This is a genomic window from Mesorhizobium sp. M0715, from assembly GCF_040320355.1.
Lineage (GTDB): Bacteria > Pseudomonadota > Alphaproteobacteria > Rhizobiales > Rhizobiaceae > Mesorhizobium.
Genome location: NZ_JAMYPL010000016.1, coordinates 76,751 through 92,375, shown reverse-complemented (window position 1 = coordinate 92,375; position 15,625 = coordinate 76,751). Strand labels below are relative to the sequence as shown.

The 15,625-nt window shown below is 63.4% G+C and carries 16 protein-coding genes; 10 read left to right on the top strand and 6 right to left on the bottom strand.

The genetic code is table 11. The features are described from left to right. The first annotated feature begins 157 nt into the window (after positions 1–157). From ligA to NKI21_RS19510, 4 genes are all read left to right on the top strand, one after another. A complete protein-coding gene (gene ligA, locus NKI21_RS19525) occupies positions 158–2,362 on the top strand; it encodes an NAD-dependent DNA ligase LigA (protein WP_127296004.1) in 2,205 nt (734 codons plus the stop codon). Continuing rightward, positions 2,359–3,051, top strand: a complete 693-nt coding sequence (locus NKI21_RS19520) for a DUF2461 domain-containing protein (RefSeq protein ID WP_352442243.1) — start codon at positions 2,359–2,361, stop codon at positions 3,049–3,051. The genes ligA and NKI21_RS19520 overlap by 4 nt, the downstream gene beginning before the upstream one ends. A 165-nt stretch (positions 3,052–3,216) precedes the next feature. Beyond that, positions 3,217–3,945, top strand: a complete 729-nt coding sequence (locus NKI21_RS19515; protein WP_128303502.1) for an AzlC family ABC transporter permease — start codon at positions 3,217–3,219, stop codon at positions 3,943–3,945. Then, entirely contained in the window at positions 3,942–4,238 is a 297-nt protein-coding gene (locus NKI21_RS19510) for an AzlD family protein (RefSeq protein ID WP_352442244.1), read from the top strand. Before NKI21_RS19515 ends, NKI21_RS19510 begins: the two co-directional genes overlap by 4 nt. Before the next feature lie 158 nt (positions 4,239–4,396). Here NKI21_RS19510 and NKI21_RS19505 read toward each other — a convergent pair whose 3' ends face one another. The 3 genes from NKI21_RS19505 to NKI21_RS19495 all read right to left on the bottom strand — a co-directional run bounded on the left by NKI21_RS19505 (position 4,397) and on the right by NKI21_RS19495 (position 7,849). Next, positions 4,397–6,241, bottom strand: coding sequence for an aminopeptidase P family protein (locus tag NKI21_RS19505; protein WP_352866848.1), 1,845 nt, complete (start codon positions 6,239–6,241; stop codon positions 4,397–4,399). 146 nt (positions 6,242–6,387) lie between these two features. Further along, on the bottom strand, positions 6,388–7,260 hold the full coding sequence (locus NKI21_RS19500; RefSeq protein ID WP_352866845.1) for a 50S ribosomal protein L11 methyltransferase: 873 nt from the start codon (positions 7,258–7,260) through the stop codon (positions 6,388–6,390). Positions 7,261–7,270: 10 nt separating this feature from the next. Next, positions 7,271–7,849, bottom strand: a complete 579-nt coding sequence (locus NKI21_RS19495; protein WP_023813126.1) for an SCO family protein — start codon at positions 7,847–7,849, stop codon at positions 7,271–7,273. 228 nt (positions 7,850–8,077) lie between these two features. On the opposite strand from NKI21_RS19495, the gene NKI21_RS19490 reads away from it, so the two are divergent. From NKI21_RS19490 to NKI21_RS19480, 3 genes are all read left to right on the top strand, one after another. Then, on the top strand, positions 8,078–8,569 hold the full coding sequence (locus NKI21_RS19490; RefSeq protein WP_352551976.1) for a CreA family protein: 492 nt from the start codon (positions 8,078–8,080) through the stop codon (positions 8,567–8,569). A 68-nt stretch (positions 8,570–8,637) separates the two neighbouring features. Continuing rightward, positions 8,638–9,279 carry a DapH/DapD/GlmU-related protein gene (locus tag NKI21_RS19485; RefSeq protein ID WP_128303506.1) on the top strand — a complete coding sequence of 214 codons (642 nt, stop codon included), beginning with the start codon at positions 8,638–8,640 and terminating at the stop codon, positions 9,277–9,279. Between the two features lie 303 nt (positions 9,280–9,582). Beyond that, the gene (locus tag NKI21_RS19480; RefSeq protein ID WP_127320442.1) at positions 9,583–10,008 is read left to right on the top strand and encodes a low affinity iron permease family protein; all 426 of its coding nucleotides are present in this window, start codon (positions 9,583–9,585) and stop codon (positions 10,006–10,008) included. Between the two features lie 3 nt (positions 10,009–10,011). Here NKI21_RS19480 and NKI21_RS19475 read toward each other — a convergent pair whose 3' ends face one another. Further along, positions 10,012–10,878 carry an SDR family NAD(P)-dependent oxidoreductase gene (locus NKI21_RS19475; protein ID WP_352442249.1) on the bottom strand — a complete coding sequence of 289 codons (867 nt, stop codon included), beginning with the start codon at positions 10,876–10,878 and terminating at the stop codon, positions 10,012–10,014. Between the two features lie 188 nt (positions 10,879–11,066). Here NKI21_RS19475 and NKI21_RS19470 point away from each other — a divergent pair, with 188 nt between their 5' ends. Beyond that, the gene (locus NKI21_RS19470) at positions 11,067–11,348 is read left to right on the top strand and encodes a hypothetical protein (protein ID WP_023813121.1); all 282 of its coding nucleotides are present in this window, start codon (positions 11,067–11,069) and stop codon (positions 11,346–11,348) included. A 53-nt stretch (positions 11,349–11,401) separates the two neighbouring features. Here NKI21_RS19470 and NKI21_RS19465 read toward each other — a convergent pair whose 3' ends face one another. Further along, positions 11,402–11,977: a TMEM175 family protein gene (locus tag NKI21_RS19465; RefSeq protein ID WP_127293041.1), complete on the bottom strand. Its 576-nt coding sequence runs from the start codon at positions 11,975–11,977 to the stop codon at positions 11,402–11,404. A 242-nt stretch (positions 11,978–12,219) separates the two neighbouring features. Here NKI21_RS19465 and NKI21_RS19460 point away from each other — a divergent pair, with 242 nt between their 5' ends. Beyond that, positions 12,220–12,621 (top strand): SH3 domain-containing protein, encoded by a 402-nt coding sequence (locus NKI21_RS19460; RefSeq protein ID WP_023813119.1) that lies wholly within the window; start codon positions 12,220–12,222, stop codon positions 12,619–12,621. 184 nt (positions 12,622–12,805) lie between these two features. Further along, positions 12,806–14,017, top strand: a complete 1,212-nt coding sequence (locus tag NKI21_RS19455) for an MFS transporter (RefSeq protein ID WP_352866837.1) — start codon at positions 12,806–12,808, stop codon at positions 14,015–14,017. Between the two features lie 33 nt (positions 14,018–14,050). Here NKI21_RS19455 and NKI21_RS19450 read toward each other — a convergent pair whose 3' ends face one another. Then, a complete protein-coding gene (locus NKI21_RS19450; protein ID WP_352442251.1) occupies positions 14,051–15,523 on the bottom strand; it encodes an MATE family efflux transporter in 1,473 nt (490 codons plus the stop codon). Positions 15,524–15,625 lie beyond the last annotated feature (102 nt).

The window sequence follows — 15,625 nt, the reverse complement described above, 5'->3', positions numbered from 1 at the left end:
CGATCGGGGGTGCCTCTAACTGGTGAAATTCGACGCACGAACAGAGTCAGCATATGGCTCCATCCTGCTGTTTCGGCGTGGTTTTGTCAGAATTCAGCTCCCTTCCATCCGAATCCTGATCTATTGTCCCGGGCCAACAGCAGCCAGGTGCAAAACCATGTCCGAAAAACCAGTCGATGCCCTGACCGAAAGCGAGGCCGAAGCCGAGCTGAAGCGCCTCGCGGAAGAGATCGCCGAGCACGATCGGCGCTACCATACCGAAGACGCGCCAGTTATCACCGATGCAGAATATGATGCGCTGGCACGGCGCAACCTTGCCATCGAGGAGCGCTTTCCAGCGCTGGTTCGCGAGGACTCGCCATCGCTGAGGGTTGGTGCAGCACCCGCGGAAGGCTTTACCAAGGTGCGCCACGCCGTGCCGATGCTCAGCCTTGCCAAGGCCTATACCGACGATGACGTCACGGATTTCATCGAACGCGGGCGGCGGTTCTTCGATCGCGACAAGGAGCTCGACATCGCCTTCACCGCCGAACCGAAGATCGACGGGCTGTCGGCTTCGCTGCGCTACGAGAACGGTGTGTTCGTGCAGGGCGCGACGCGTGGCAACGGCGCCGTCGGCGAAGACATCACCGCCAATTTGAAGACTATCGCCGACATCCCTGCGAAGTTGAAAGGCTCGGGCTGGCCCGAAACCATCGAGATCCGCGGCGAGGTTTATATGACCTATGCGGAATTCGAGGCGCTGAAGCAACGCTCGGCAGCGGCCGGCGGCCAGGACTATGTCAATCCGCGCAATACGGCGGCCGGGTCGCTGCGCCAGAAGGATCCGTCCGTCACCGCCAGCCGCAACCTCAAATTCTTCGCCTATGCCTGGGGCTACACCTCGGCGGATCCCGCTCCGACCCAATATGATTCGGTACAGAAATTCGCCGAGTGGGGGTTCAAGATCAGTCCGCTGATGGTGCGGGCGAAATCGGCCGAGGAGTTGATCGCGCATTATCATCGGATCGAGGAGCAGCGCTCGGCGCTCGGCTACGATATCGACGGTGTCGTCTACAAGGTCGACCAGCTGGAATTGCAACGCCGATGGGGCTTCGTCACCGGCGAACCGCGCTGGGCGGTCGCGCACAAATTCCCGGCCGAACAGGCGATGACGACCGTGCAGAAGATCGACATCCAGGTCGGTCGTACCGGTACGCTGGCGCCGGTTGCGCGGCTGGCGCCGGTCACTGTCGGCGGCGTCGTGGTCGAGAACGTCACGCTGCACAATGAGGACTACATCAAGGGCCTGGACAGTACCGGCGAGCCGATCCGAGATGGCATCGATGTGCGCATCGGCGATACGGTCGTGATCCAGCGGGCAGGCGATGTCATTCCGCAGATCGTCAGCGTCGTCATCGACAAGCGGCCTGCTGATGCGGTGCCTTACGAGTTCCCTCACACTTGCCCGATCTGCGGCTCGCCGGCGACGCGCGAGATCAACGAAAAGACCGGCAAGGAAGATTCCCGCCGGCGCTGCACCGGCGAACTGATCTGCCCGGCGCAGGCGGTGGAGGGATTGCGCCACTTCGTGTCACGCGGCGCCCTGGACATCGAAGGGCTCGGCGCGGAAAACATAGACACGTTCTTCAATGCGGGATTGATCAAGACCGCCGCCGATATCTTCACGCTCAGGGACCGCCGTCCGGCTGTCACCAGGGCGCTGGCCGAGCGCCGTGAGGAGCAGGCAAGGCAGCGCGAGGCCGCATCGGGCAAGACACGCAAGAATGTGCGCAGCGTCGAGGATCGCAACTATGAGGGCCTCGACAAGCTGTTCGCCGCCATCGATTCGCGCCGCGAGCCGGAGCTGGACCGCTTCATCTTCGCGCTCGGCATCCGCCATATCGGTGAAACGACGGCCGCCGTGCTTGCCCGCACCTTCTCGACCATCGAGGAGCTGATCCGCGTCGGCAAGGAGACAGCGGCAGCGGAGAATCCACATACGGTTTTCCCCTCGGTCAACGGCATCGGCGATACCGTGATCGATGCTTTGCGCGACTTCTTCGGCAATGAGCGCAATGACGACGTGCTTGACGCGTTGCTCCGCCAAGTCAAGCCGAAGCCGTATATCGTCAACGTCTCGGCCGACAGCGAGGTCGCCGGCAAGACGGTCGTGTTCACGGGCTCGCTGGAGAAGATGACACGCTCCGAAGCCAAGGCGATGGCGGAGCGCCTCGGCGCCAAGGTCGCGGGCTCGGTTTCGGCGAAGACCGATCTTGTCGTGGCCGGGCCAGGTGCCGGCTCCAAGCTGAAGCTCGCCAGCGAACTCGGCATCGAGGTGATCGACGAGGATGCCTGGCTGGTGCGGATCGGCAAGGCATGACCGGACCGTTCAGCGGCTTCGGCCCCAAAGCCATTCCGTTCCTCAAGGCGCTGGATTTCCACCAGAGCCGCGAGTGGTTCCTGGAGAATCGCGACCTCTTCGAAAAGGATTTGCGCGATCCATTCGGTGATCTCGTCGAGACGCTGACCGCGCGCTTCGCGGAGGCAGGTCTCGGCCTGCGCGGCGACCGCAAGAAGTCGCTGTTCCGGATCAATCGCGACGTGCGTTTCGCTAGGGATAAGCGGCCCTACAACAGGCATTTGTCGGCCATCCTGTCGCCCGACGGCACCAAGATGGAGCAGGGCGTGTTCTACGTGCATATCGGGCTTGAGCGCTGCTTTGCCGACATTGCCTGGTGGCAGCCGGAGCCTGCGCTGCTGCTGGCGATGCGCAAAGCCGTCGCGACGAAGCCGGACAAGTTTCGCGCCCTGGTGGCGGCGCTGAAGAAGAACCGGCTTGAACTCGAGACCGAAGGCCGTATGAAGCGTACGCCACGCGGCTTCGAGGAAATCAGCGATCCCGATCTGGTCGCCGCCATCCGCCACCGGCATTTCTATGTCCAGCATGTCATCGATCCGGCCGGAATCCATACGGCTGATCTGGTCGATGAACTCGTCGATTTCACCTTGCGCGCCAAGCCGCTGCTCGACTGGGGCAGGGCGATTGAGGGCAAGATCCCGAAGGAATAAGCGTCTAACTCAGCCGATCCAGCGATCATTTCCGCTGATCGTTTGGCTCAAGCGAATTCGTGTGACACGGCGAGGCGCGCCACCTACATACCGCGCTTCCCTTGTTGTTGTGCATGTCGTTATCCCTGCTACGCACTTTTGGGCGACATGTATCAGGAGTGGTTGATGGCGACGGACGCAATTTCGGAGAGCAGCGAAAGAAGCGATTTCTGGCAGGGCGTGCGGCTGTCGATGCCTGTCGTGGTGGCGTCGGCGCCGTTTGCGGTGCTGTTCGGTGCGCTCGCCGTCGACAATGGTTTCTCGGTCCTGGAAGCCTTCCTGATGAGCGCGCTGGTCTATGGCGGCGCCAGCCAGATGGTCGGCATCCAGCTGTTCGGCCAGCATGTGGCGCCGTGGCTGATCGTGCTGTCGATCTTCGCCGTCAATTTCCGCCACGTGCTCTATTCCGCAGGCATCGGCCGGCGCATCGCGCACTGGCCTGTCACCCAGCAGGCACTTGGTTATTTCATCCTCACCGATCCGCAATTCGCGGTAGCCGAAGCGCGGGCGCAATCGGGCCAGACAGTCGGCTTTGCCTGGTATCTGGGGCTTGGCTTGCCGGTCTATCTGTTCTGGATCGTCGAAAGCGCGCTTGGCGCGCTGTTCGGCAAGCTGATCCCCGACACGCATGCGCTCGGCATCGATTTCCTGCTGCCGATCTATTTCCTCGGTCTCGTGCTGGGCTTTCGCAAGCGGCCGCTGTGGCTGCCGGTGGTCGTCGCCAGCGCCGCCGCCTCGATCATCGCCTACAAGACGGTGGGCTCGCCTTGGCATGTCTCGATTGGCGCTGTTGCCGGTGTGCTGCTGGCGGTCATCCTGCCTCCCCATCACAGCGGCGTAAAGGCACGGCCATGAGCACGACCTTCTGGATCATCATCGCCGGCGCAATCGCGACCTATCTGACGCGAATCGGCGGGCATCTGGTCATCTCCCGCTTCGAAACCATCCATCCGCGCGTCGAGGCCGGTCTCAACGCCGTGCCGGCGGCGGTGCTGACGACGCTGGTGGCGCCGGAACTGTTGAATGCCGGGCCGGCGGAATGGGCGGCTCTGGTGGTCACCGCGGTCGTCTCGCTGCGCGGTGGGTTGATGGCGATGTTTCTGGCGGGTGCGGCGATGTTGATCGTGGCGCGGCAGTTCGTCGGGTAGGGCGTATCGATATTCAGGTGATGACGGCCTGCAAACGGCGGCTTCCTGCGCTTCCGGTGCTCACGTACCCAAAAGTACGCTCCGCTCCGGTTCTCGGAACCCATCGTTTTCGGCTCGTCCTGACCTGAATCTCGACACGCCCTCGGCGCCTCAGAAAATCAGATCTTCGCGTCGTGCGGCAATGGCGCCGTCGCCTTCTCCAGCCAGGCCAGCGTTTCGCCGTCGAGCATCGGGCCGATCTCGGTCAGCACGCGCGCATGGTACGTGTCCAGCCAGTGCAACTCGTCGCGCGTCAGGAGGTCCGACTGCACCAGTCTTGTGTCGATCGGCGCCAGCGTCAGCGTCTCGAAGCCGTGCATGGCGATATCGCCGCCCTCGATCTCTTGCGCCGACGTCACCAGGATCAGGTTCTCGATGCGGATGCCGTAGGCGCCTTCCTTGTAGTAGCCCGGCTCGTTGGACAGCATCATGCCTTCGAGCAGCTTTTCGGTGCCGGTGCGGGCGATACGCTGCGGCCCTTCATGCACGGCCAGATACGAGCCGACGCCATGGCCGGTGCCGTGGGCGAAGTCGCAACCGTGCTTCCACAGCGCCATGCGCGCGACGGCATCGATCTCGGAGCCGCGCGTGCCGGCGGGAAAGCGCAAGGTGGAAATGCCGATCATGCCTTTCAGCACCAGGGTGAAGCGTTCGCGCATCTCCTGTGTCGGCTGGCCGATCGGCACGGTGCGGGTGATGTCGGTGGTGCCGTCCTGATACTGTGCGCCGGAATCGAGCAGGAACAGTTCACCGGCCTGCAGCTTGCGGCTGGTGGCGCGCGATACGCGATAATGCATGATGGCGCCGTTCGGGCCGGCGCCCGAAATGGTGTCGAAGGAGACATCGCGCAGCGGCATCTGCGTTTCCTCGCCGGTCTGCCGGCGCTGTTCCTCCAGCCGGGTGACCACCGATATCTCATCGAGCGATCCGGGTTTTTGCCGCTCCAGCCAGCACAGAAGCTTCGCCACGGCCGCACCGTCACGCCGATGCGCGGCGCGCGAGCCGTTGATCTCGGCCTGGTTCTTGGTGGCGCGCGGGATGCGGGCGGGGTCTGCTGCTGCAACGACGACGCCGCCATTGGCCTCGACCAGCATGCGCAGCCTGTCGGCCGCCAGCACCGGATCGAGCGCGATTTTCGCGCCACTCTTGGCAAGTGCCGCAATCGCCGCTTCGAATTCGCCGGGCTCATGCGGCTCGGCGAGCTGGGTGAGGTAGGCCGCGACCTGGCGCGAGAACTTGCGCTTATCCATGAAAAGCTGGTGCGACCCATCGGCGGCGAGGATGGCGAAGCCGAGCGCCAGCGGCGTGTGCGGCACGTCGCCGCCACGGATGTTGAAGGCCCAGGCGATGGAGGAGGGGTCGGTCAGCACCGCATGGGTGGCACCATCCTTGGCGATCGCCGCCGCCAGCCGCGCCAGCTTGTCCTTGGCAAGCTCGCCGGCAAAGCCGATCGGGTGAAGCTCGACGGGAGCCACCGGCGCCTCGGGCTGATCCTTCCAGATAATGTCGATCGGGTTCTTGTCGAGCGGCACCAGCACAGCGCCCGATCTGTCGGCCGAAGCCTGCAGCGCCTTGACCTCGCTGATCGTGTGCAGCCATGGATCAAAGCCGAGCCGTGCGCCCTTGCCAAGATTGTCTTTCAGCCAGACGGCCGGGGGATTGTCGACCAGGCTTTCGATCGAAAAGACGTCGAGATCGACCTCGCTGCGCACCTGCAGCGTGTAGCGCCCGTCGACAAAGACGAAGGCGCGGTCGCGCAGGACGATGGCGACACCGGCCGAGCCGCTGAAGCCAGTCAGCCATTTCAGCCGCGCCGAGCGGTCGGCGACATATTCGCCCTGATGCTCGTCGGCACGCGGCACGATGAAGCCGTCCAGCCCGTTGGCTTCAAGCCATTGGCGCAGCAACGCCACACGCGGTTGGCCGACGGCCGGGTCGCCGGCGGAATCGAAGGTCTGGAACATTGTGGGCCTCCTGCGGTCAGCGCAACCGTAGCGTACGGTCGCGGAAATCGGAATCGATTTCCGGCTGGGCGCAACCTGCTACAGCATCGCTTGGCTGACAATCGGCGGAACTTGGTCCAAGCTCGGTCGTTGCCGGCCTGCATGCCTCAATGCTTCAGATGGATCGTCACCCAGCCTTCGCGGTGCAAGGTGCGCACGTGGCGAAAATTCTGGCCGACATAGGCCGAGATGACGGCGTCCCGCTGGCGCTCGAGGATACCCGACAGCACGATCGAGCCGCCAAGTGCGATGTGATCGGCCATTTGCGGCGCCAGCCGCATCAGCGGCCGCGCCAATATGTTGGCGACGATCAGATCGAAGGGCGCGCGCTTGCCGAAGATCGGATGGTGAAAGCCTGGTGCTGTTGCTGTTTCCACCAGTGCCTTGACGTGGTTGAGCCGCGCATTGGCGGCAGCCACCCGCACCGCCACCGGATCGATGTCGGTGGCCAGCACAGGAATATGCGCCAGCTTGGCGACGGCGATCGCCAGCACCGCGCTGCCGGTGCCGAGGTCGAGCGCATTGCGCGGATGCTCGCGCCGCACCACTTTCTCCAGCATTTCCAGGCAGCCGGCTGTGGTGCCGTGGTGACCGGTGCCGAAGGCGAGGCCGGCCTCGATCTCGATGGCCAGTTCACCGCTGTGGCGCTTGCGGCGGTCATGCGCGCCGTGGACGAAGAAACGGCCGGCACGCACCGGCTTCAGCTCTTCCAGCGAATGCGCCACCCAGTCGATGTCGGGCAGGGCCTCGCGCTTGATCGGCTTCGATAGGGAAAGGCCGGCAAGGATGTCCTTCAAGCGGGTCTCGACCGCATCGACGTCGCCATCGGCATAGAGCGACACTTCGTGGATGTCTCTGTCCTCGTCGACCTCCAGGACGGCGATCGGCAGCCCCTCTTCCTCGAAGGCTGCCTCAAGCGCCGCGAAAATGCTGGCGGACTCGATCTTTCCGGTGGTGAAGTAAAGGCGCGTCTGGGTCATGAAATGGTAATCAGCCTTTCGCCGCCAGCCGCTTCAGCTTGGCGATGGCCGTATCGGCGCTTTCGCCGTAGGCGATTGTGCCGGCAAAGTCGCCCTTGGCGTTGAGCAGCAGCACCGAGGCGGTGTGGTCCATTGTGTAGTCGCCGTCGCCGGTGTCGACCTTCTTCCAGTAGATGCCGAACGACTTGGCCATGGCATGGACCTTGTCCGGAGCGCCCGTGATGCCGACGATACGGTCGGAGAAATTGCTGACATAGGCGTTCATCACTTCCGGCGTGTCGCGCTCGGGATCGACCGAGACGAAATAGGCGTGCAGGTTCTTGCCGTCGTCGCCGAGCGTCTTCAGCCAGCCGGCCAGTTCGAACAGCGTGGTCGGGCAGACCTCGGGGCAATGGGTGAAGCCGAAGAAGACGACGCTGGGCTGCCCCCTGAAGGCGGCTTCGGTGATCGGCGTGCCTTTCTGGTCGACCAGGGTGAAGGCGGCCCCGAACGGTTCGCCGCCATAGTGGCCGCGGTACCAGTCGAAGGTCAGCCAGCCGATGCCGGCCGCCATCAGGACGAGAATGCCGACCAGGATAGAACGCATCATCATCAAAAGTCCGTCTGCAGAAATCGCCGCGCCGGCTCAATGCCGCGCCTGTGCGACAGTCTTAGCGGTTCGGCCTCGCACAGGCAAAGTGCCGCGTTGCCGCAACCGCGGCGGTGTCGACCTATCTGCTTGCAAAGCCGGGCTGCTCGCCCCACCTGTGACCGGCAACTCGAACCGCAGGAGGCTAGTTTGCGACGACTGGTTGGGCGACGGCTGCTTGGGCACGGACTGATTGGGCGGAAACTGATCGGCGGCGCCTTGGCCGCCTGCGTTGTCCTTGGCGCCGGTGCCGCGGTCGCCGAGGAAGTCGGCAAGGTCGGCGTCGACTGGCTCGGCAATGACATCATCGTCGAAGCGATCAAGGATCCGAAAGTGGAAGGCGTGACCTGCCACGTCTCCTATTTCGATCGCGGCATCATCGATCGCCTGCACAAGGGCAACTGGTTCGAGGATCCGTCCGATTCCTCGATCTCCTGCCGCCAGACCGGTCCGATCACCATCGGTGACATCGACATGAGTGAGGGCGGCGAGGAAGTGTTCAAGCAAGGCATCAGCCTGATCTGGAAGAAGCAGGTGGTGAACCGCATCTACGACAAGGCCAACGAGACGCTGATCTATCTCTCGCATTCGCGCCAGGTGCAGAACGGCTCGGCCAAAATGTCGGTCACCACCGTGCCGCTCTACGGTCAGAACGTGGTGTGGAGCAAAGGCAAGCCGTAACAGGCTGCCGACCTTCGGACGATTGGTCCCGCTTGCGGGACCAATCGCTCGGGGGTAAAGCCGCCGGCATGGACCGTTCCGAAAACCTCGTCCCGAAAGACCCCGAGCCACGCATCCATCCGACCGCGGAGCTGAAGGCGTGCAAGCTCGGCCGCTATGCCTCGATCGGCGAGCGAGTGGTGCTGCGCGAGGTGAATGTCGGCGACTTCTCTTATTTTGAACGCCATTCGGAAGCGATCTACACGACGATCGGCAAATTCTGCTCGATCGCCGCCAACAGCCGCATCAATGCGCTGGAGCATCCCATAGAGCGGCTGACCCAGCACAAGCTCAGCTACCGGCCGAACGAGTATTTTCGTTGGCTGGGCGTCGATGCCGCCTTCCGCGAGCGGCGGCAAGCGAAAGCGGTGACCATCGGCCATGATGTCTGGATCGGCCACGGCGCGGTGATCATGCCCGGGGTCGCCGTCGGCAACGGTGCCGTCATCGGCGCCAACGCCGTGGTGACGCGTGACGTGCCGTCCTATGCGATCGTCGCCGGCGTGCCGGCGAAGGCTCTCCGGCCACGCTTCGCTCCGGATATCGCGGCGCGGATCGAAGCTCTCGCCTGGTGGGACTGGCCGGTCGAAAAGCTGGCCAGAGCGGTTCCCGACATGCAGGCCATGCCGATCGAAGCGTTCCTCGATCGCTGGGAAAACGACGCCGTCTGACCAGGTCAAGTGCGTAGCGTTGAGACGGAGTCGGGCGACGCGCTTCAAGGCCCGCCGGACTGAAACCCCTTCCGCCATGCGGGGGTGGCGCAGCGGAAGGGGCTGGAGTTAAACCGCTGTGAAGCGGAAGGAACAGGCACTCTCGCCTGCAGGGTCATTGTGACATTGAACCCATAAGGCGTGTTTTCCAGGCTATTCTCCCTATGCGTGTAGGCAATTGTACCTGAGGTATTTGCTTGCATCGGGAACCTGAAACGGTCGCTGATTGTTCTCATCGCGCCGCAGCGTTGAGGATTTCGATAGATGGAAAAGCATTTCACCAAGGTCGCCAACTGGGTCGCCCGCATAGCCGGCCTGCCGCCGACATTCGCCCTCTGTTGCCTGATCGTCATCGTCTGGGCGGTGAGCGGTCCGTTCTTCGGCTTTTCGGACACCTGGCAGCTCGTCATCAACACGGGCACGACCATCATCACCTTCCTGATGGTCTTCCTGATCCAGAACACTCAGAACCGCGACGGCGCGGCGATCCAGGCCAAGCTCGACGAACTGATCCGGGTCGGCAAGGGCCACAACCACTTCATCGGCATCGAGCATCTGACCGAATCCGAAGTCGAGGAAATCCGCGCCAAATGCGAGCGTGCTGCAAAGCGGCATGACGAACAGATCGCCGACATGGCGGCGAAGAAGGTTGTGGCGAAAAAGCGCGGGTCGAAAAAGCAGGCGGCCTGAAAATCAGCCCTTCATGAACGCCGCGAAACTGTCCTTGTGGTCCGGATGCCAGCGCGACAGGGCTGGGCGGTTCTCAATGATATCGCCGATCGCCCAGGCCATGCGCTTTTCATCCAGCGGGCGGGCCGCCTCATTGTCCGGGCACAGGATGTAGAAATCGCCTCTGGTCAGGGATTCCAGCATGAAATCCACAACCTGTTCGCCGGTCCAGGCGCCGGCCGGTTTTTCCGTCGCGCCCTCGGTCAGGCCGGTAAAGGTGAAGCCGGGGATCAGCAGATGGGCAGCGACATGGGCGCCGGGTTCGTTGCGTAACGCATGCGCCAGGCCCTCGGTGAAGGTTTTCACCCCTGCCTTGGAGACATTGTAGGCAAGATTGCCGGGCGGCGTGGTGATGCCTTGCTTGGAGCCGGTGTTGACGATCAGACCCGGCCCGGCCGAGGCCAGCATGCGCGGCGCGAAGGCCTCCACGCCATGCACGACGCCCCAGAAATTGATGTCCAACAGCCGTTTCCAGGCATCGCGGTTTTCCCATGGCTTTCCGGGATTGTCGCCGACGCCGGCATTGTTCATCAGCAGCGACACGCCGTCGAAGGCGCCGAACGCCCTCTCGGCGAGGCGGTCCACCTCATCCGCCTTCGAAACGTCGGCGGCGACGGCAAGCACGGCATCGTCGCCGGCAATCGCAGAAACGGCGCGCGAGGCGTCGTCAAGCCGCGCGCCGCCAATGTCGGCCAGCACGATCTTCATGCCCATCAGTGCAAGCCGCTTGGCGGCCGCCAGACCGATGCCGCTGGCGGCGCCGGTGATCACGGCGGCATTGCCTGGGGCAAGCGCGGGCAGGGCGGTCTGGATCTCGGCGTCGGTGATCATGGGCGATGGGTTCCTTGTTCGATGGCGCCGAACTTAGCGCCGGAGCCGGCCGGTGCAAGCCTCTGCTCGCCTTGTCGGGTTGACCAGTGCGGTCGAGGCTGCGCATGTTGCCCTTTGCCTCCGCAAAAGAGATTTTGCCCTGGGGACAAAACAAACTTTAGCCCTGGGGACAAACGGAGATTTCCTGATTGACGGACTGGGTTGCAATCCTGAAGGAACAGACCGCCATTGGCGACCAGATGGGCCGCGAGGTGCCGCAGATGCTGGCCAATCCCGACATCAGCGAAACGCAGGTGAAGACGCTCTTTTCCGCCCTGGAGAAACAAGCCGAGTTCGTCGAGAAGCTGCGCATGGCGCTGGAAAAGTTCGGCCATGATTTCTCGATCATCAAGGCCGCGGAACGGCTGGAGGAGCGCTATGCAGACCTCGCCGCATCGGTGGCGGAAAAACTGAAAGCGATGCGCAAGTAGCGCAACTCTGGGAAAGACGTGCAGCGCTTTGCCTTGAAAATGCGTGAAGACAGCTACTTTTCAATCACCCGCGCAAAGCGCGTATCCGGCACGAGCCAAATCATCGCGACCAGCACATAGAGCGCGACGCCGATCCACTGGCTGACGAAGGTCAGCACGACGGCTGCGATGTAGACAGCCAGCGAGAGCTTCCCCTTGCGGTCAGTACCCAGCGCCTTGGCAAAGGCGGTATCATTGCCGTGCAGGCGATGCAGCGCGGCGGCGAGTATGGTGTAGGCGATGGCGCATAGCGCGAGGTCGGTGCCATAGACCGCGACCGGCACCGGCGCAAAGTGGTTCTCGCCCATGAAGGCTGTGGTCACCGGCATCAGCGACAGCCAGAACAGCAGATTGAGGTTGGCCCACAGCACGCGCCCGTCGACCCGCTGCACGGCGTGGAACATGTTGTGCAGGTTGTTCCAGTAGATGCCGACATTGATGAAGGACAGCACGTAGCAGAAGAAGATCGGCCACAACGGCACCAGGGCGGAGAAGTCCTCGCCGTGCGGCACTTTCAACTCAAGCACCATGATGGTGATGATGATGGCCACGACACCATCGGTGAATGCCTCGACCCTGCCTTTGCCCATGGATCCCACCTTTGCCCGCGATGAATTGTCGAAAGAGAGAGTAAACGCTAGCGGATGTTGGGGAGCCAATAAATGGCAACCGGGGAATTCCTCAACCATGTCCAAGGAAAATCCGGCATCAGTCCCGCTGGTCAGGACGATTACGGCCGCCCAACGTTGACTTTTCTTGGCTTGGCCGCTCCTCTTGCAGGGCAGTCTTGGCCGAAGCAGATGTACGGCTGGGATTCGAATGGAGGGGACTGATGAGATTTCGTTTTCTGCTTGTGGTCGCGACCATCCTGGCCGCGGTCTTCGGGACGTCGGCCGCGGCCTTCGCCTACAGCGCCCACACCTCGACCAACCTCAACGTCCGTAGCGGGCCGGGAGCGGGATACGCCAGAGTGGGAACGCTGCCCGCCGGCTTCAGGGTCAATGTCACCGGCTGCCAGCCGGGCTGGTGTAGAATCCACGGCGGCGGCGTGAGCGGCTGGGCCAGCGCCGGTTATCTCGAACGCTCCCAAATCGTTCGCCCGCCGATCATCATCGTGCGCCCGCCGCATCGGCCGCACTGGCAGCACAGGCCGCACCGTCCTCCGCACCATCGCCCGCCGCACAAGCCGCGCCCCGGCAAGTGCAAGATCGCGCCCGGCTTCCCCTGCAGGTGAGGCCGACCGGTTGAGCGATAGATGACGGATCGGAGCCGCTGGCCCCGATCAGAGCCTGTTCAGCCGGCGGATATCCCGCTCAAGCAATGTCCACGGTGCTGTCAGGAGCCTCCCTGTCGGCTGGAACGTCGTGGATGAAACCGCGTTAAATCCTCGATCCCCGAAATTGGTGACGAGGTTGGCCATGGCCATTCGCAATTTTGCGCATACGCACGAAGGAGCAGGTGGCGACGCTCTTGCAATCCCCACCGTCGCCGCGATGATTGCGGTGCTGTTTGCCGGCAGCACGGTGCTGACGCCGCTCTATATCGTGTACAAGCAGCAATTCGGCTTTTCACAAATCACCCTGACGCTGATCTACGCCGTGTATGTCGTCGGCAATCTGGCGGCATTGGTGATGTTCGGCGGGGTGTCCGATGTCGTCGGGCGCCGGCCCGCGAGCCTGGCGGCGATGCTTGTCGCCATCGTCAGTGCGCTTGTCTTCCTGTTTGCCGGAAACGTCGTCTCGCTCGACGTCGCCCGCATCCTGAGCGGGCTTGGCATCGGCGTCGGCGCGGGGACCGGAACTGCGTGGATTGCCGAGCTTCTTCCCGGCGCGGACAAGTCGCGCGCCAGTGTGATCGCCACCAGCACCAATTTCCTCGGCCTCGGCTTCGGCGCACTGATTTCGGGACTTCTGGCTGAATATGAGCCATGGCCGTTGCGGCTGATCTTCATCGTCTATCTGGCAGCACTTTTGGTGGTAACGGTCCTGGTCTGGCGCACTCGCGAAACGGTGGCGAAGCCGGGCGGCCTGCGGCGGCTTTCCTTGCGGCCGCAACTTTCCGTCCCGGAGGAAATCCGTGCGCGCTTCGTCGCGCCGGCGGTGACCGGCTTCGGCGCGATGGCGCTGGTCGGGTTCTACGCCGCGTTGGCGCCGAGCATCCTGGCGCAGCAGCTGCATGTGACCAACCACGCCGTCGCCGGCGCGCTGTTCTTCGAACTGGCGATCGTCACCGCGATCAGCATTGTCGTTCTGATGCACATGAGGAGCAACAAAGCGATGCTGGCTGCGCTGGCATTGATGATCCCAAGCGTCTCGTTGGTGGTGGCGGCGCAGATACTGCCCTCGATGGCACTGATGGTTGCTGCGACGGCCTGTTGCGGCGTTGCGGCGGCACTTGGTTACCGTGGCGGGCTGCAAGTGGTGAACGAGATCGCGCCAAAGGCTCGTCGCGCCGAAGTGGTGTCCAGCTTCTTCATCTGCTGCTTTGCCGGCAACGCCTTGCCCGTCATCGGCATCGGCATCGTTTCGACCTATGCCAGTCCTATCACTGCCAGCCTGGCATTCGCCGGCGTGATCGTGGCGTTTGCGTTGGTGGCACTGGCTTTTGAGCTGAAACAACACGGGCGTTGAGCCCTGGAGCTGTCCAGCGGAACCGGGTTGGCTTCAGCCGTTCGGTGTTTCAGGCGAAAGATGCGCGCGTCCGCGCGGCACGCCAAGACCGGTGTCCGGCGGCTCGCCGGCGGCCGGCCTGTTCTCGATCATGTGCGTGGTGCGCCAGCGGCCGAAACGGTAGTAGGCCGCCGCCAGTACAAGCGAGCTGATCGAACCCACCGGGAAACTCCACCACAGCGCTTCCTCGCCGATCACGCCACGCATGAAATAGGCGAAGCCGGTGCGCACGACCAGCACCGAAATGACCAGGATGATCAGCGGCGGCATCACGGCACCCGTGGCTCGTACGGTGGCAAACAGCACGATGGTTATGCCGAACAGGATGAACGACCACGAGGCGACATTGTTGATGTGGACGGCGATGTCGATCGCCGCGCTGTCGCTGCTCAGGAACAGGCTCAGCACCGAACGGTCGAAAACCGACAGCACGGCAACCAGCGCGCCGGTCAGGACCAGGTTGAAGCCGACGCCGGAGGCGGCGATGCGGCCGATCCGGTCCCAGCGCCCGGCGCCGACATTTTGTGCCGCCATCGAGGACACCGCAGCGCCGATGGCGAGCGCCGGCATCTGGATGTAGGTCCACAGTTGGGCGGCGATGCCGTAAGCGGCCGCGACCTGCGAGCCGTTGGAGTTGACCATGCCCATCACTGTCAATGCAGCCGCGGAGATGACAATCATCTGCAGACCCATCGGCACGCCCTTGAAGACGACGATGCGAAGCAAGGTGGGATCGGGCCGCAGCAGAGCGAGGTTGGCGCCGGCCAGCCGCAGCGGATGCTTGCGCACATAGAGCACGATCAGGATGGCGATCACGCTTACCGTCTGGCCGATCAGCGTCGACGTGGCGGAGCCTGCGATACCGAGCTCGGGAAACGGCCCGATGCCGCGGATGAGCAATGGGTTGAGCACGATGTCGAGGACGACGGCCAGCGCCATGAAGAAGAAGGGCGTGCGTGAATCGCCGGCACCGCGCAGCACGGTCATGACGAAGGACAGAAGGTTCATCATCGGCACGGCGACGAAGATGATGCGCAGATAGGAGCGCGCCAGCGGCAAGGCATCGGCCGGTGTGCCGAGCGTGTTGAGAATGGCGTCGACCCAGATCCAGCCGCAGACCGCGAAGATAACCGAGACGAGGAAGAAGAACGTCGCGCTGGTGCCGACGATGCGGCGCGCCTCGGGCAGGTCGCGGGCACCGACCGACTGGGCCACCAGAATGGTGGCCGCCATGCCGATGCCGAACACAGTGCCGAGGATCAGGAACAGGACGAGGTTGGCGTTGGAGGTGGCGGTCAGCGCCGATTCGCCGAGGAAACGGCCGACCCAGACGGCGTTGATCGATCCGTTGAGCGACTGCAGCACGTTGGAGCCGAGCACCGGCAAGGCGAACAGCAGAAGCGTGCGCGGGATCGGGCCGCTGGTCAGGTCGCCGGTGCGCCGGCGCGCGGGCATTTTTTCGTCCATGGCGGGCAGCTCGGCAGATGGTGATTTGGATCCAGTCCACGATGATATCGCAGGCGGGACCGAGATGCACCCTTGCGAACGCGCCGCACAGTTGAAAGCCGC

Excerpts from the sequence above, each read along its gene's own strand:
- NKI21_RS19495 (WP_023813126.1), bottom strand. The coding sequence starts at position 7,849 with ATGATGCGTTCTATCCTGGTCGGCATTCTCGTCCTGATGGCGGCCGGC.
- NKI21_RS19475 (WP_352442249.1), bottom strand. The coding sequence starts at position 10,878 with ATGATCACCGACGCCGAGATCCAGACCGCCCTGCCCGCGCTTGCCCCA.
- NKI21_RS19515 (WP_128303502.1), top strand. The coding sequence starts at position 3,217 with ATGGCGACGGACGCAATTTCGGAGAGCAGCGAAAGAAGCGATTTCTGG.
- NKI21_RS19520 (WP_352442243.1), top strand. The coding sequence starts at position 2,359 with ATGACCGGACCGTTCAGCGGCTTCGGCCCCAAAGCCATTCCGTTCCTC.
- NKI21_RS19480 (WP_127320442.1), top strand. The coding sequence starts at position 9,583 with ATGGAAAAGCATTTCACCAAGGTCGCCAACTGGGTCGCCCGCATAGCC.
- NKI21_RS19485 (WP_128303506.1), top strand. The coding sequence starts at position 8,638 with ATGGACCGTTCCGAAAACCTCGTCCCGAAAGACCCCGAGCCACGCATC.
- NKI21_RS19505 (WP_352866848.1), bottom strand. The coding sequence starts at position 6,241 with ATGTTCCAGACCTTCGATTCCGCCGGCGACCCGGCCGTCGGCCAACCG.
- NKI21_RS19450 (WP_352442251.1), bottom strand. The coding sequence starts at position 15,523 with ATGGACGAAAAAATGCCCGCGCGCCGGCGCACCGGCGACCTGACCAGC.
- NKI21_RS19460 (WP_023813119.1), top strand. The coding sequence starts at position 12,220 with ATGAGATTTCGTTTTCTGCTTGTGGTCGCGACCATCCTGGCCGCGGTC.
- NKI21_RS19510 (WP_352442244.1), top strand. The coding sequence starts at position 3,942 with ATGAGCACGACCTTCTGGATCATCATCGCCGGCGCAATCGCGACCTAT.
- NKI21_RS19500 (WP_352866845.1), bottom strand. The coding sequence starts at position 7,260 with ATGACCCAGACGCGCCTTTACTTCACCACCGGAAAGATCGAGTCCGCC.
- NKI21_RS19455 (WP_352866837.1), top strand. The coding sequence starts at position 12,806 with ATGGCCATTCGCAATTTTGCGCATACGCACGAAGGAGCAGGTGGCGAC.
- ligA (WP_127296004.1), top strand. The coding sequence starts at position 158 with ATGTCCGAAAAACCAGTCGATGCCCTGACCGAAAGCGAGGCCGAAGCC.
- NKI21_RS19465 (WP_127293041.1), bottom strand. The coding sequence starts at position 11,977 with ATGGGCAAAGGCAGGGTCGAGGCATTCACCGATGGTGTCGTGGCCATC.